Here is a 16,481-nt window from a genome sequence, read left to right as displayed (position 1 = left end):
CCCTAATTCCTTTCCCTGGCACCGCTCTGATGCTCGATCATATCCGCCATTTTCACAAAGGTATATCCCTTATCCTTCAGTCCTGTCAGCACGCGCGGCAGCGCTTCAATCGTATGAAGGCCATCCAGCATATGCAGCAGAATGACGCTTCCCTCTTCCGTCTTGGTCATAATGCCGTTCACGATGTCATCCGCTGTATTGCTCGTATCCCAGTCAAGCGTAGTCACGTCATACATGGCCATGATCGGATAGCCGGTTGCCGCAATGGCCTTGGCACGCAAATCATCGACCACGCCGGTTGGCGGCCGAAACAGCATGACCGGCTGCTCCTGTATCGCTTCGGTGATGACTTGATGGGCCTTGACCACATCCTCCTGCAGTTCCTCGGGAGTCAGCGTCGTGACAACAGGGTGACTGTAGGTATGGTTGGCTACATCATGGCCGCCCTCCAGCATCGCCCGGGCCAGGTTCGGATTGTCCTCCACCCCTTTTGCCCGAAGGAAGAAGGTTACCTGTACATCATGCTCCTCCAAAATATCCAGAATCTGCGTTACCGTCTTGTCGCTTCCGAAATCATCAAACGTAAGCGCGACTTCTTTGCGGTCCGTTCTCGCTTTATACACCAGCTCATAAGCAGCATCGTGATAGTCCGGGTTGATCTTGGCCGCATCATAACCCGGAATGGATGCAAGCGGCTTGCGTTCGCCGCCATTCTCAACCAGCTCATCCAGTGTGATCAGCCGGTATCCGATGTCTTCCGCTGCCTGAGCAATATACTTCACCGCGGCCACAACTTCCGGATTGATGTCCGTGTTCATGGAAATAATACCGCCCCGGGTCATATACCGGGCGACATATTCCCCGATCTCCTCTGCGCTTTGCATGTCACGGTCCCGCGGATTAATTTTATAGCTGACCACAGCCTTCATTCCCAGATGTGCAGCCGCTAGCGGAACGTCCTCTGGGTAGTCTCCAGATCGTGTGCGAACATAGCGGGGCTTCACGCCCGTCTCGCGCTCAATGACCTCGTTAGCCAGCTGGATCTCCTTATATATGCCGTCATAATCAAGCGTGCTCATATCGAGCTGATTCAGCGTATTATTCTCAATTTCATGCCCGCGGGCCGCAATCTCCTTGGCGATATCCGGCTCCTCCGCGACCCTGACGCCCGGGAGAAAGAACGTCGCCTTCACCCCGTGTGCATCCAGCTCATCCAACAGCGCTGTCATCGTCTTCTGGTCCCCCATGCCATTAAAGGTAAGGGACAGCTCCTTTCGGGCGGTGTACACATAGGAAATTTCCCTGCTCTTATCCCCTTCATACCGTTCCACTGCCGGGGCCGGCGCTTTGACCTCGCCCTTGATCGTGCCTGATGGATGGCCCAGCAGACTGCATCCTCCAAACACCGGAATAATGGTTAGCAATATTAAAAACCGGAATCCTGAAAACATTGTCTCTTTTACTTTAACTTTCATTTCCACGCCTCTCTCTCAACCAATAACCACGTCTTTTGACTTATTTCAGAAATGGAATATACCGCCAAAGAATCACCTGCTATGCTGTCAATGTAACCGGAGCCGCCTTTCCAGCCTAGGAAGTTTGACATAGCGACTCATAGTATACGACCGGCTTCTCTACAATTCCTATACAGCCTGACAGCATGCTGTCAGGGGTCATTGATGCAGAAATGATAAAGGTGCTCATTTTCATTTCATGCCCATGCGCGAAAAAGCCCGTGAACACGCAAAAAAAGGCCGAAAACCAGCTCGGTAAGAGCCAGTCTTCGGCCTTTTATGTTTTTTTTATGAACAATGTACATTTCTTGTATGCTTGTGATGTTCAGTACGGTGCAGCAAAGGGTCCACAACTGACATCAACGTTCTTCTTCCGCCATGGACATCCTTCGATCCATCCACGCCTGATAGTGATGAACGGCCAGACCGGCGAACGACGGATGCCCGCTGCCGAGCGTTGCCGCCCGCTGTGCTTCCTCCTCCATCGCCTGCTCGCTTTTGGAATAGAAGGTCAGATGGTCGCCCTCGTCCGTGTTGCCAAGCTCCATGCCAATCCATACCTGCTTGCCAAGCTCATCCGCCTGTTCAAGCTCCTGGCGGGACAGTTCGTACATCAGCTCCCCATCGTCACGGTAGGCCATGACGGCAATGGCATCCATTCTGGATATGATCCAGCGGCTGAACGATCCGGAACCGGACGGGCCAGGAATCCTATCGAGCCAGAATGGAACCGCGGCGCTGATATATAGCCCTTGCCGGGACACTTCCCTTGCCCATGCCGACATATTGATGCTCCATTCCGCGACGACCTGCTGCTGCTCCTCCTCCCATCGCTCTCTCACATAGGGCTCCACATCAAACTGAATGCCGTCAAACCGTTCCTCCTGCCGGGATGCCGCGTGAAATCGCTCCAGCCAGGAGAGCAGCTTCATCCCCTCATCAAGTCCCTGCGAATAGGCCCATTCGGGATGCCCGTCCAGCGCATGAACCTCAATGCCAGCCTGATGCGCAAGCGCATTGAAACGGCGATAGTCCTCATCCCGGACTTCCTGCTGAATTTGCAGAAAGATCGTCGTGATCCCTTCATTCATACTGAAGGAGACGATCTCCTCGGCTTGGCTGCGGATCAGCTTCGCTTCCCACACCCAGGTCGCTTTGTTCTCATTCACCGAAGGCGAAGGGAGAAGAAGAGGAAGAAGGACGAGCAGCAAAAGTCCGGTGAGCCCTGCCAAGATGAACAACCTTGCCCTTGCCGATACGTTCTTCATTCCTCGCCTCCATTCTTTTAGGCTAATACCGCCTCGCCAGGCTCAGGGATGTGCTGGACGGAATGACCGATTTTATAAATATGCGGCTTGGCATGTGCTTTAAACGCATTCCGCGTATCCAGGATCGGAACCCCAAGGGAAGCGATGGTGCCATAATCAAATCGGCTGTGGTTGGTGATAAGCACCATGCAATCATACCGGCTGAATGCCGACAGATCGTATTCAATGCTGCGGACCGTCTCCCCTTGCTTGTTCATAAAGGAGGTCGCGTAAGGATCATAATAATCCACCGCAGCTCCGTTCTCCTTGAACAGTTCATAGACCTCAAGCCCCGGTGATTCCCGCAGATCGCTGATATCCGGCTTGTACGCCATGCCGAGCAGCAAAATTTTGGATCGTTTGACCGATTTGGCGTATTCATTCAGAATGGTGGCTGTTTTATTGATGACATAATAAGGCATGTTGTCATTCGTCGACTGGGCCAGCTCGATAAATTTGCTGTAGAAGCGATAGCCCTTCGCCTTCCAGGACAGATACATTGGATCAAGCGGAATGCAGTGGCCACCAATGCCCGGTCCCGGATAGAACGGCATGAATCCGAACGGCTTCGTCGCCGCTGCGTTGATCACCTCCCACACGTCAATCCCCATGCGGTCGCACATCATCGCCATTTCATTCACAAAGGCGATGTTGACACTGCGGAACGTGTTCTCCAGCAGCTTGGACATTTCCGCAACCTTCGGACTGCTCACCGGCACCACCGTCTCCACATATTGGCTGTACAGCGCCTCGCCCAGCTTCAGGCATGCTTCGGTCGTTCCGCCGATCACCTTCGGCGTGTTCCGCGTATTAAACCGGCTGTTGGACGGGTCGACACGCTCCGGCGAAAAGCACAGGAAGAAGTCTTGGCCAACCTTGTATCCAAGCCTTTCCATCTCGCCCTGAATCAGCTCCTCGGTTGTGCCCGGATAGGTCGTGCTCTCGAGTGTGATCAGCGCTCCCCGCTTCATGAACCGCTTCAGCTGGTCCACCACCATCGTAATGTAAGAGGTATCCGGGTCCTGATTCTCGCTCAGCGGAGTAGGAACACAAATGCTGACCGCATCAATGACCGCGAGCATGCTGTAATCGGTCGTCGGCTTGAAACGTCCGGTATCGATGCAGGCGGCAAGCTCTTCGGATGAAATATCGGTGATATAGGATTCGCCACGGTAAATACGTTCGATTTTATCCACGTCCAGATCAATGCCCACCACGGTAAATCCTTGCTTCACCATCTCTACGGCCAGCGGCAGCCCGACATACCCCAAGCCAACGACACCCAAAACAGCCTTTTTGCTTTCAATTGCGTTCAATAACGTTTTGTATTCCTCATTCACAAGCACTCAACCTCCATTGGATGTGTATAGTCTGTTGCTCCAGCTCCAGCATCAGCGACAACAAGCTTCTTATCGATTTATTGCAAGCAGCGGCGGATGCGGGCGTCCAGCTCGACGGGCGAGAACGGCTTCGTTACGTAATCGTCCACGCCGCTTTCAAAGCACTGGCTTATCGTCTGCTCCACCCGTTTTTCGGTCAGCACCACAATTTTGGGCGGATGCTTCACCGCAAGCTGCTGGATATGATGAATGAACGGCAGCCCGTCGATCCCGTGCAGGTTCAGCTCCGTAATCATCAGATCCGGCTCCCACTTCACGATCAGGTCAAGCGCCTCCAGGCCATCTGCAGCCTGCAGCGTTTCATATCCTTGCATCGCCAGCCGAATATGCAGAAAATCGCGCACGGCCGCATCCTGATCGACGATCAATATCCGGCCGCGGCCCCTTTCAGATTTCTGCTCTGTATAAATATAAATATCCGAGCTGGTGCTCAGGCGAGTCGCTTCCGCCATCTGTTTGATCACAGACGAAGCTGGCGGTTCTGTCAGGGCAGCAAGCGTAATCCGAGGCTCGCCCAACCTCTGCTCCTCCAGCAGCTGCTTCAGCAGAAGCGCCTCATAATGGGCAGCATCCAGAGAATAGCCCGGCAGCGTCACCGCCAGCGTCCGCATTGCCGCATCCTCCCGAACTTGTGCGCCTGATGCGGACAGCTGCTCCACATAACCGCGGACAGCATCCTTCATCTCGCTCAGACGGTCGGCGCTGTACAGAAACATCAGCGCAAAACCGCTGCCTCGATGCTGGCGAGCTTCTTGTTCCAGCTCGTCGTATAAATCTGTTGACTGTACACGCTGCAATGTAGCTTGAGACATGATCCACTCCACCTCTCTTTAATTATTGAATGTATATCTTATTGAACCGGGCCTGGCTGCGGTCTAAGCTGTCTTGGACTTCTCTTTCCAGCTCTGCCGGGTCATCGTGCCCCATGTGTTGTTGTTCTGCAAATATTGAATATGGCCCTGCACTCTCCACAGCACGCCCAGCTGGTGGTATCCCACAAACTTGAGCGCCGAGAACAGCAGCATTTTCACCAGATCTGACAGCTTGTTGTACCGTCTGAACGCCATCTCCTCCAGCAGCAGCGCCCCGATGCTGAGCAGGTAGCCGCCCAGGAAATTGACAAGTCCGAATACAAGCAGCACATGCCAGTTGGTCATATCCATCAACACATATCCAAGCAGAGCCAGCAGGCCCGTAATTCTGAAGTAAGGGTTCAGCGCTTCAAAAATGACGTTGTAAGGCATCGTAAGCCAGCCCATCACCTTGTATCTCGGGTTGAAGAGCATGTCGCGATTCTCGATCATGTTCTTCAGGTTTCCCCGGCCCCAGCGTTTGCGCTGGTTCGAGAGAATATGATACGAGTCTGGCGCCTGTGTCCAGCACACCGCTTCCGGACAGAAGGCTACACGATACGGAATTTTATTCTTCAGCATATAGCGGTGAAGCTTGATGATAATGTTCATATCCTCACCCGGATATCCGCCACGGTAGCCGCCAACGGCAATGACATAATCCTTGCGGAACATGCCGAACGCTCCCGAGACGATGATGAGACCGTTGATATGGCTCCAGCCGATGCGGCCGCCCAGAAAAGCTTTCAAATACTCAATGGACTGGAACATGGGCCACATCTTGCGGGGAAGCGAAACTTCCTTGACCGCTCCGTTCTCAATGATGCAGCCGTTGGCAATCCGAACGTCTCCTCCGATCGCCACCGTCTCCTCCGGATTTTCCATGTACATTCTCGCCATCCGGATCAAAGCATCCTTCTCCAGCAAAGAATCGGCGTCAATCGACGAGATGAGCGGATAGCGCGACAGATTAATGCCGGCGTTCAGCGAATCGGCCTTGCCGCCGTTTTCCTTGTCAATCACATACAGATGCGGATACTGCGGATTATGGTAAACGCCGCGAATTCTCTGCGTATCCAGACGCCCCCGGATTTCAGGGTTCGGAATAGCCTCTAGCTCATATTCCTTCAACAACACGTCCAGCGTGTCATCAGAAGAGCCGTCATTGATGACAATGACCTCGTAATTCGGATAATTGAGTGTCATCAGACACCGCACGTTCTCGGTGATCGTCAGCTCCTCGTTGTAGGCTGGCACCAGCAGCGACACCGACGGAACGAGCTCGGAGCCGGATAATGTGTTGTATGCCGAATAGGCAGCACGTCTGGAAATGTTCCAAATATTTCTGAAAGATAGCATCATAATTACAAAATAAAGTGCACTAACGATCATGACGTAATAAATTGCCGTCATGCCATAAACGAGCAGGATGTCCCTAAGCAGTGTAATCGCCTCCTACCCCTGCCATTTTGCCGATGCGCTTGCTCGGCTTCGCCCCGCCGAAATAGCGGTCATACAGCAGCTTTTTCTTGTTGAAATCCACCATCTGCTCCACTTCCTCATGGTTCCCTTCCTTCGCCATGATCCGTTCGATCCGGTACAGGGCAGTCTCCCTCGCCGGGCCCGTACCGTGAAGGGCCGCCTGGCATAATGTCTCAAATCCCTGCTCACCGAGAAGGGCCAGACTCTCTGCGCTATAGTTGCGCACATGCCAATTGTCGTCCTTCAGCGCCTCTGCCAGCAGCGGAATGCTGCCTGCCGCATGGAGACGGCCAAGCGCTTGCGCGCAAGCGGCCCGAACCTCCCATTCATGATCGTTCATCAATTGGGCAATCGTCGCATCCTTGAGCACCGGATTCGAGCTAAGGTACAGCTTGACCGCCTCGGCCCGCACATCCTTCTCGCTCGATCCGACGAGCCGATCCAGGGTAGGGACGGCGCTTGGCACCGCCTGCCCCCACATCGCCACCAGCGCCACCTTGACCAGGCCTGGTTCTGGGTCGTCAAGGAAGCGCCGCAGCAGACTTGCCGAATCCAGCCTCGTCTCCAGCAATATGTCAGCCGCCAGCGCGTGAATCGGCTTGCCGCTGGCCAGCAGCTGCAGCAGCATGTCCCGAATCTGCTCCGGCTGATCGGCGCTCTTCGCAATCGCCCTGGCGATGATGATCGCCAGCGGGCCATAGTTCGTGCGGGCGAGCAGCTTGAGCAGCTGCGGCACCGCCTCCGATGCCCGCATCCCGCCTAGACGGTAGGCCGCCTCAATCCGCTTGCCCTTCCGGAAGCTGGACAGGCTGCGAATGTCCCGCTCAACAAAACCGGCTTCCCGGCACAACAGCAGCAGCTTCTCTCTTGCTTCCCCTTTCAGTTGCTCAATCCACTCCATCAGCTTGGCCTGGATGACGTCGGCCTCGATGCGATCCAGCCTGCCGGGGGGCAGCTGCAGTTTGACATCATCGTGCAGATGCATCTGCACGTATACGAAATAGTCGCGATGCTTCGCCGTGTATGCCTCTATTTTGCGAAGGGCTGCATTATGCTTGATTTTCATGCAGAACAACAGAATAATGCCTGCTGTAATCATCGCCAGACAGATATAGATAAATCCATAAGCCAAGGCTATATTTGAAAACATATCCGGATAGTTCCTCCTTTTGATAGGATCTAGGTGCAGCGTTAGGTATAGGCGTTAAGGCAGCCGCTGGAACAGCTCCTGCATCTCGTAATAACTTTTCTTAAGCCGCTCTTGATATCCAACCGTTTCCCAAGGCTCCCATGTGTACAGTGGAATATGCTGCAAATTGATGGTGCTTGCGGCATCTGACGGGATGTCCGGCACCTCTTCGCCCGCCGGATCGGCGGCTCTCTCTGCAATCCACGGAATCAGCCGTACGCCCTCCGCGGTTGTGGTGGTGAATTCCCGGTTGTCCCCAAGCGGACTGTAGTCAATGACCTGCAGCGAGCTTGGATCGCCAAAGCCCAAGAGCATCCAAGGGATCCGCATTTCCACGGTATTTCCCTCATACTGCCACGTCGTAAGCGAATTGAATTCCGGCGAGCCGGGATCGCTGATGCCCCGCTTGAGCAGGCCTACGGTTTCATCCAGGAAGGGATGGGAGAAGCGGGTATCCGGCGGATTCATCAGCAGGCTGATCGCCAGCTTCCAGGAATGGAAGCTTCCGCCCGGCACCTTCGGGTCGTCCTTGGACCCTTCTGCCGGATCTTCCGGCAGCATCCAGTATCCTTCCTTGCCATACAGACGCTGGTGAAAATCATAGGATGGAGCAATCGCAACCTGGGACTCGCTGTCCTTGCCAAGCTGGATCAAAGCCTCGAGGCCTCCGCCGTCCATCCGGATTCCGCCCAGCTCCTTCTCAGGCACGTCCCCGCCCTCAATGGTGTCGGCACCGATGAATAATCTGGACCGCTGCGGATCAAAGGGCTGCTCCAGCTCCATGCCGATATACAGGTAAGCTTCGTCATGGGTGAGGCGCATGCTGCGAATGCCTGGCGCCTCTCCGCCCCATAACTGCACCTCCTCCTCGGGAAGCTGGTCCCAGTCGGACAAATCGCCGTCAATGACGATGTCCCCATCCTTGCCGGACTGCATGGCCAGCAGGCCGAACATCTTTTCATTGGTAAGCACATTGAGCCAGAATGGACGCCGGTCATCGGGAATTTCAAACGGCATCGTATTCCATGTTTTTTTGAACCATTCGTCCTGCCACATGAACAGGATGGCTCCGGAATAACCTTCCTCATATATGTCTTCAGTCAAGGATACATTCACCTTGCCCTGCTCGATTTCATCATGACCGCCCTGGTCGCGTCCTCCCGGCCCATAATGGGAAATTCCGATGGAGGATGGGACCCCGTACTCGGTAACCATAATCGGCATGTCCGTGAATTCGGCCTTCAGTCTGCGAAGATACGCTTTGTAGGTGTTGTAGCCCCCTTTGTCATCCGGGATCGTCCAAAGCGTCTCATCTGTCCGGAAGAAATCCGGATAGTACGGATACACGTGATAAGAAGCAAAATAACCTGCTTCCCAGTCGACCGGCTGTACATGTCTGGCGTCCACGGACACCATGTCCTCTTCAAACAGCGGCTCTCCGGGATGCTCCAGCACGTCGGTAGTCACCCAATTCGTAAACGTTATCGGGTGCTCCCAGCCGTACTTCCGCTCTGCGGCAGCGGTGTGGTCCAGCATCGAGGCAAGCCAGCTTTCGAACGGACTTGCTCCTTCCACGGCAGAGAAGTAGGCCCCTTCATAACGCGGCATATCCTCGTGGAGCCGGTTCGTATTGTCCACCATCGCCGGGTCCCATTCGGTACCGATATGCCAGGCCATTAAATACTTGCCCGCGTTTACCGTGTATTTGCCGCTGGCGCTGCCCTTCTTCTCCTCCAATGTGATGTCCCCGTATACCGCTGCGACTGCTTTTTCAATCTCCTGCTTGAACATCTCGACAATTTCCGGATCATAGGCATCCTGACGTTCAATCAGCTGCTCCTCCGGGGACCAGATGCCCTGCATGAAATAGAGGGCGTCTTCTCCCTTATCATGGTTGTACTTCACAAGCGCTTTGTAGAAGACCGGGTTATGGACCGTGTAAATTCGGATCACATTCGCTCCCATCTCATCGATCTGCCGGAACCAGCGCAGATAGTCCTCCTCACGAATTGGCATCTCGCCCGGAAAATGCCCCGGTACCGTCGCTCCCAGGTTGACGCCCTTGGCAAACATCGTCTGCCAGTTTCCATGTTCGTCATACACCTGAAACTCTGTGCCTTCGGTTTTGAACTTCATCTGGACTCCATCTGCATCCGCATAAGCGGGCAATGACGGACGCATCCATCCGAATATTACAGCGACACCGCAGAGAAGCATCACCGTAAGCAAGCATACTGCGACTATCCATTTACGTTTGCTCATCGTCTCGTCTTTCACCTTCTCCTTCTGTGACATGTTCATGGCCACATACCGGCTGAATCGACGTTTGAGCTACATCGCCATTCTATAGCCGATATCGTCCCGTTGCCATATTCCTTCTTTACCAACTTTTATTTTGACAATAATAGTCATAAAGAATCGAATATGGAATTTTCCACTCTTTTTTCATAAAAGGCGTCTGCTCGTCTTATTCTTCTGTATTCGTCCGCTTGAAACCGTTCTAACGCCGTCTGTAGCGCTGGCCCCTTATGTAAGTTTAAAAGGCTATGGATGACAGAACATGTAAGGGCCGGCACGTATTGCGAGCTTGCATATGAACACGCTCGGACGGAAGCGAATCGATTATTTAAACGCAAGAAAATTTCTAAAGTTACGGTCATTTTTACATCATTATCCATATATATTACAAAATTGATACCAAAGTCATACAGAGAAACGAGGGAAAACCGCGTCCTGCATAGGGTTTCCACAAATCGCCTTTTGATCAAAATAAGAAGGGAGTCCCGTACCGGGATGGGTATTATTTTAAAACAACGACCTTCGCGTTCAAGTGGTAAGTATCGCCTATTTTTTTAGGAACCTGTTTCTGCAGTGATGAAATGGGTGTCTCAATTAGTTACAAAAATGATAATTTTCCGCGCAAACTGCTTACGACGGAGACCCTGCAATTCATTTTATAATTATGATTCTCATTAAAATCATTTCCTGATCCCACCATCAGGTCCTGTTATTCACATAACATAAACAACCACTGGAGTTAGAGGCTGGGTTAAATAACGGCGAACCTTCATAAACGGCTGCCCCATTCCTTGTTCTTGAAGAGCAGCCCCAGCGCAAGGATGATAAAGGATGTCCCCCTTTTATCCTAAATCGCAATATTGTGCTATTAAGCAACAAAATCTTGTTAGGTCCACAAGCTTCGTTCCGATACAATAAAGGAGACAGAACAGGCGCGAATAAAGCGCGAGAGGAGCTATGATCATATGCCGGATTTGCAACCTTGGTCCCGTCTTCGAATGGGTGTAGATTATTATCCCGAGCACTGGGATGTGTCAATGTGGGAGGAAGATGCTCTTCTAATGAAGAGAACAGGTGTCAAAATTGTGCGATTAGCCGAATTTGCATGGAGCCGTCTGGAGCCTGCCGAAGGTCAATTTGACTTCACCTGGCTGGACCAGGCCGTAGATCTATTTCATCATCACGACATCGGGGTAGTCCTGGGCACGCCCACGAACACCCCTCCGCGGTGGTTAACCGATTCCTGCCCGGACGTGCTGCCGATCACCGCCAGCGGACAGCCTGTACATGTGGGAGTCCGCGGCCACCGCTGCTTCAACAGCCCTTCCATGCGCACGTATGCCAGCCGCATCGTGCACAGGCTTGCCGAACATTATGCGGGCCACCCGGCCGTGGAGGGATGGCAGATCGACAATGAATACTGGCTGCTGGAATGCCACTGCACCGCCTGTAATGAACGATTTCGCGAGTGGGTGAAAGCGAAATATGAAACGCTCGACGAGGTGAACCGTTCCTGGGGAACGGTCGTATGGAGCGGCGAGTTCAATGACTGGACTCAAATTACGACACCGCTTGGCGGATCTCCATTCCAGAATCCGTCTTACCTGCTGGATTATTACCGGTTTCAGTCGGCTTCGGCTGCCCAATTCCAACAGGAGCAAATCGCTTTGATACGGAAGCTTGCACCGGAGCATTACATCACGCATAACTTCCACAGCTATCCGCAGAAGCTCGATCTGCATCAAATTGGCGAAGAGCTGGACTTTGCTTCCTTCGATTATTATCCGAATACATCGCCGGACAAGACCTCTACTGGCCCTTATAGCGGCGCGCTGTCCCTGGATTTGACGCGCGGGATCAAACGACGGGGCTTCTGGATTATGGAGCAGCTGAGCGGACCTCCCGGCTGCTGGTTCCCGATGTGGCGGACGCCGCAGCCCGGTTTTATTAGAGCTTTTGCCTGGCAGACGATCGCTAGAGGCGCGGACACCGTCGTTCATTTCCGCTGGCGGAGCGCGCTTCAAGGGGCTGAACAGTACTGGCATGGCCTGATCGACCACAGCAACGTGCCGGGACGTCGCTTCGAGGAGTTCACACAGCTGTGTGAGGAGGTCAACAAGGCCGCGGCTAATCTGTCAGGCACCACCGTGCAGAGCGAGGCGGCCATACTGTACGCAAGCGACCAGCTGCTCTCCATGGGCATTCAGAAACAGTCCGAGGGGCTCGATTATTATGAAAATATAAAGCAGTGGCACAAGGCGCTAACCAAGCTTGGCATCGGGGTCGATGTCATTCATACCGATGCCCAGCTGGACAGCTACAAGCTTGTCATTGCCCCTCATCTCTATTTGATGGACGAAGCCTTGGCCGAGCGGCTGGAGTCCTACGCCGCTTCGGGCGGCACCGTCATTCTGACCACGCGATCCGGCGTGAAGCAGATGAACAATATTTGTCATATGGAGCAGCTGCCTGCGCTCCTCTCGCGCTGTGCCGGGGTAACCGTCTCCGAGTATGACCCCATTGGCAAGGATGCCCATATCATCACGACCGGTGATGCTTCTTATGCTTGCTCGCAGTGGAATGATCTGCTCGTGCCGCAGACCGCTGAACCGATTGCATGGTACAACGATGACTTTTACTGCGGCACTCCGGCAGTTACGCGCAACCGCCTCGGAGAAGGAACGGTGTATTATACCGGAACCCAGCCGGAGGAAGCATACCTGATTCGGCTTCTCCGTGAAGCCGCCTCGGTCGCCGGTCTCAGCTGCTTCGACAAGGAGCTCCCGGAAGGCGTGCAGCTCACCGTGCGTACAGGTGAACAAGCATCCTATCTATTCGTGCTCAATTTGAGCCGAGAGGAAGCTGTTGTCGAGCTTGAAGCAGCGTATCCGAGCCTGCTGACCGGCGAGGTCTGCGGGCGGGAGCTGACCCTTCCGCCATATGGCGTGGAGATCTTGGAACTGCCGCGTGAACATGCATAGAGCCCGCTGACGCATAGGCGGGCGAGCTTCTTGCGGGCGAGCTTCTTGCGGGCGAGCTTCTTGCGGGCGAGCTTCTTGCGGGCGAGCTTCTTGCGATACAAAAAGCCTCCCTCCGTCCATGGCTGTGACGCCATAGACGAGGGAGGCTTTTGTATAATTTCCGGATGCTGCTATTCGTTACTGCACTTCCACTGCAAATGATACGGTGAACACTTCACCATTATGTTGAAACTGGCCCCATATTTTATAAACACCGCTCTCTGGGAACGAAGTAACGAACTCGGCTTTAGGCCCGGTGTCCTGCCCGTCAAGCGGATGTACATGGAGATAATGCTCCGTATCTTCGGATAGGATGACCACATGCCCGATTGCACCCAGATACGGCTCCAGATCCTGGATTCCTTGCTTAGTTGCCGCATCCCGGATATCAAAGGTCAGAATTGCTTCCTCATTCGAGAGGGTATTGCTGAGCGTCAGCTCAACTTCCTTGCCGTCGACCTCTGCGATCAGGCTTTCGTCTGCCATTAGCGGTTGCAGCTCCGCTACTTCTCCATCCGCCTCCATCCAGTCACTGACGGTCATGCCACCTTGGCCCTTCGGTACAAAATCGGCAAACAGCTTGTACCTGCCTCCATACGGAAATTCGGTTGTCACCGTAAATCTGCCGTTCTCCTCATAATCAGGGTGAATATGCTCAAAAAACGACAGGTCCTCATTGACTACAATCAGATGCATCAGTTTCTCATGACTGATATCAAAATCTTGAACCGGATTCCCCTCCGAGTCAGTTACCTCCAGCGTCAGCTCCGCATTCTCGGCTGCTCTGACAGGCCCGTTGAACGAAAAATCCACCTTGTAATTGTCGCCCGCAGCGCTGTGCATATCCGAGTGGCTATCGTGCCCGGCATGACTGTTGTCTCCATGACTGCCAGACTTATGATCTGCCGAGCCTTCCTCATGTTCATCGTCATGCGTTGGTGATATGACCGCCGTATTTTCCTGATCGGATCCGACATGCCCTTCGGCATGATCGTCGCTCGTGCCCGGCCCCTTGCATGCCGTCAACAAGCCAGAAACAAGTAATAAACCGACTGCCATGAGCATTAATTTTTTTATCATTGCGACCTCCCTATCATTCTTGTTCTCGTGCTGTTATCGCCCTGATCTCGCTACGAAATAGCACTTTTTATATCACACAGTATACCCCCCTATCCTATATATAAACAAGTTTTACTATCATTCTCCACATATAAATGCAACAAAAAAGGATGCCCAAGCGCGTTGCTCTTCGGCATCCTTCAAAGGTTAGGTCGCTTTATTCATCCCGATAATCTCATAAATCCGGTTCATATCCAGATGCTCGCGGACGATGTTGGCGACACGATCAAACTCCTGCTGCTTGCGCTCCCTGGCGTTGAAGGACACGGAAACGGCGGGCAGGCCTTTGGTCATGCGAATCCCGTTCAACCAGGCTCTGCGAAACAGATCATTGTCAAACAAACCATGCAGATAAGTGCCCCATATTTGTCCGCCTGGCACACCACAGCCTTCCTCATGCCAGCCATGTTCCTCAGGGGATGACGAAATGTCGGAGACTCCCTCTATGCGAAATAAAGATCTGCAGGAAGCTCCCCCCTCATCCAAGTAACGGGTAATTCCCATGTGAATTTCGTATGCCTCAAGCGGCAGCGCGTGCTCTTCATCCGGGAGGTGCAGCCTAAGGGGATGATGATCCGCCAGGTGTCCAGATGCTCTTACGGTTCTTTTATGCTGGAGGAAGGTTGTCGTGAGTGGCAGCAGTCCCAGCCCGCTCGCTTCCCGGGTGCTTCCCTCCACCGCATGCGGATCTAGCAGCTGCTCGCCAAGCATCTGATAGCCGCCGCAAATGCCGACAAGCTGGGTTCCTCGTTCCCGAACCTGGTGCAATATGGCCTGATCAAGCCCCCGATCCCTCAAAAATTGAAGATCGCTGATCGTATCCTTGGTCCCGGGCAGTATGACAACATCCGGTGTGCCAAGCTCATCCGCGGCGCTGACATATCGCACAGCGGTATCCGGTTCCCAGCCGAGCGGATCAAAGTCGGTAAAGTTGGAGATGCGCGGATAACGAATAACGGCAATGTCCAGTTCCCGATCATGGCCTCCGGCATGACGGCGGCGAAGTTCCTCTAGCGCCACAGAGTCCTCGGCATCGATCCGCATATCCTCCACATAAGGAAGAACGCCAAGCACCGGGATGCCTGTCCGCTCTTCCAGCCAATCCAGCCCGGGCTTGAGCAGCGCCAGGTCTCCCCTGAACTTATTGATAATAAACCCTTTTACCCGTGCGGCTTCATGCGGTTCCAGCAAGGCCAGCGTGCCGACGATGGAGGCAAATACCCCGCCGCGATCGATATCGGCTACGAGGATGACCGGGGAATCCGCCCAGCCGGCGAGATTCATGTTGACGATATCCCGGTCTTTCAGATTGATCTCCGCAGGGCTTCCGGCCCCTTCCATCACCACGATATCGTATTCCGCACGCAAGCGATCCAGCGCTTCCAGCACGATCTGTTTAGCCGTCGGCAAAAATTCCGTCCGATAAGCCATTGCACTCATATGTCGCTCCGGCACGCCATGAATGACAATCTGCGAGGTCATGTCCTTGACCGGCTTGATCAGAATCGGATTCATATCGGTTGTCGCGACGATGCCGCACGCCTCAGCCTGAACCCCCTGCGCCCTCCCAATCTCCTTGCCATCCAGCGTTACATAGGAGTTCAGCGCCATATTTTGCGATTTATATGGTGCTGGCCTGAACCCGTCCTGTAGAAAAATACGGCACAGTGCCGTCGTCACCACACTCTTCCCGACATCAGAAGCTGTTCCCTGGAGCATAACCACCGCCCCTTTTTCGCTGGCAGCAGCCTTGTTCTTCCTGGTCTTAATCGGCTCCAACTCCATTGGCTCTCCCCATCTCTATACGAACTTTCCACGCTCCGCTCCTAAGTGGAGCGCGCGTTGTCATACCTCATTATCGTCGGCTTTTATGCGCTGCGCAAGTTATTGAAGAGTAGCCTGGTGGGACGGATGGTATCCCTCTAACATGTGTTGCGGATGTATGAAGCTAAGGCTAGCCCCTTCAATCCTGCTTCGTTTCATGTATAAAAGCGACCTGCCGCCATCTTCTGGCGCAGGTCGCTTAGTAGATACGTTGCTTTACTATCCTGTTTCGGACAAGTTCATCCGGATGGAATGCCGCCTTTTTCGCTTACAGAGGGGCACGAAGACGCAGCTTGGGCCCCCATCACATCGTCAAACTTGGCGACTGGCCTAGTGCGGCACCTGCGAACGAAAATCCCCTCGGCTCGACTGGTCCCCGTGGTAAAACACCACATCCCCGTCCCTTTGCGTGAACGTATTTCCGTACGGGTCAGCATACGTGCTGCCATAGCCCTCCAGCCGCCACTGATTCATCAA

10 protein-coding genes are annotated in these 16,481 nt (G+C 53.7%); 1 reads left to right on the top strand and 9 read right to left on the bottom strand.

From position 1 onward, the window contains the following. Positions 1-2: 2 nt before the first annotated feature. From CHH67_RS02260 to CHH67_RS02230, 7 genes are all read right to left on the bottom strand, one after another. Positions 3-1,475, bottom strand: coding sequence for a polysaccharide deacetylase family protein (locus CHH67_RS02260; protein ID WP_244908059.1), 1,473 nt, complete (start codon positions 1,473-1,475; stop codon positions 3-5). A 398-nt stretch (positions 1,476-1,873) separates the two neighbouring features. Continuing rightward, on the bottom strand, positions 1,874-2,782 hold the full coding sequence (locus CHH67_RS02255) for a hypothetical protein (protein ID WP_095263352.1): 909 nt from the start codon (positions 2,780-2,782) through the stop codon (positions 1,874-1,876). A gap of 17 nt (positions 2,783-2,799) precedes the next feature. Next, complete coding sequence (locus CHH67_RS02250; RefSeq protein WP_095263351.1) at positions 2,800-4,161, bottom strand: nucleotide sugar dehydrogenase; 1,362 nt, start codon at positions 4,159-4,161, stop codon at positions 2,800-2,802. A gap of 77 nt (positions 4,162-4,238) precedes the next feature. Further along, positions 4,239-5,033, bottom strand: coding sequence for a response regulator transcription factor (locus tag CHH67_RS02245; RefSeq protein ID WP_095263350.1), 795 nt, complete (start codon positions 5,031-5,033; stop codon positions 4,239-4,241). 63 nt (positions 5,034-5,096) lie between these two features. Then, entirely contained in the window at positions 5,097-6,485 is a 1,389-nt protein-coding gene (locus tag CHH67_RS02240; RefSeq protein ID WP_176475512.1) for a glycosyltransferase family 2 protein, read from the bottom strand. Between the two features lie 22 nt (positions 6,486-6,507). Next, positions 6,508-7,704: a HEAT repeat domain-containing protein gene (locus CHH67_RS02235; RefSeq protein WP_095263349.1), complete on the bottom strand. Its 1,197-nt coding sequence runs from the start codon at positions 7,702-7,704 to the stop codon at positions 6,508-6,510. A gap of 54 nt (positions 7,705-7,758) precedes the next feature. Further along, on the bottom strand, positions 7,759-10,005 hold the full coding sequence (locus CHH67_RS02230; RefSeq protein WP_095263421.1) for a hypothetical protein: 2,247 nt from the start codon (positions 10,003-10,005) through the stop codon (positions 7,759-7,761). Between the two features lie 1,001 nt (positions 10,006-11,006). On the opposite strand from CHH67_RS02230, the gene CHH67_RS02225 reads away from it, so the two are divergent. Then, positions 11,007-13,022: a beta-galactosidase gene (locus tag CHH67_RS02225; protein WP_095263348.1), complete on the top strand. Its 2,016-nt coding sequence runs from the start codon at positions 11,007-11,009 to the stop codon at positions 13,020-13,022. A 177-nt stretch (positions 13,023-13,199) separates the two neighbouring features. On the opposite strand, the gene CHH67_RS02220 is transcribed toward CHH67_RS02225, so the two are convergent. Next, a complete protein-coding gene (locus CHH67_RS02220) occupies positions 13,200-14,141 on the bottom strand; it encodes a hypothetical protein (protein WP_244908058.1) in 942 nt (313 codons plus the stop codon). A 186-nt stretch (positions 14,142-14,327) separates the two neighbouring features. Then, complete coding sequence (locus tag CHH67_RS02215; RefSeq protein WP_095263419.1) at positions 14,328-15,899, bottom strand: cobyric acid synthase; 1,572 nt, start codon at positions 15,897-15,899, stop codon at positions 14,328-14,330. Between the last annotated feature and the right edge of the window lie 582 nt (positions 15,900-16,481).

It is taken from the genome of Paenibacillus campinasensis (assembly GCF_002272015.1).
Taxonomy (GTDB): Bacteria; Bacillota; Bacilli; order Paenibacillales; family Paenibacillaceae; genus Paenibacillus_AQ; species Paenibacillus_AQ campinasensis.
This window is presented reverse-complemented; position numbering and strand designations above follow the sequence as displayed.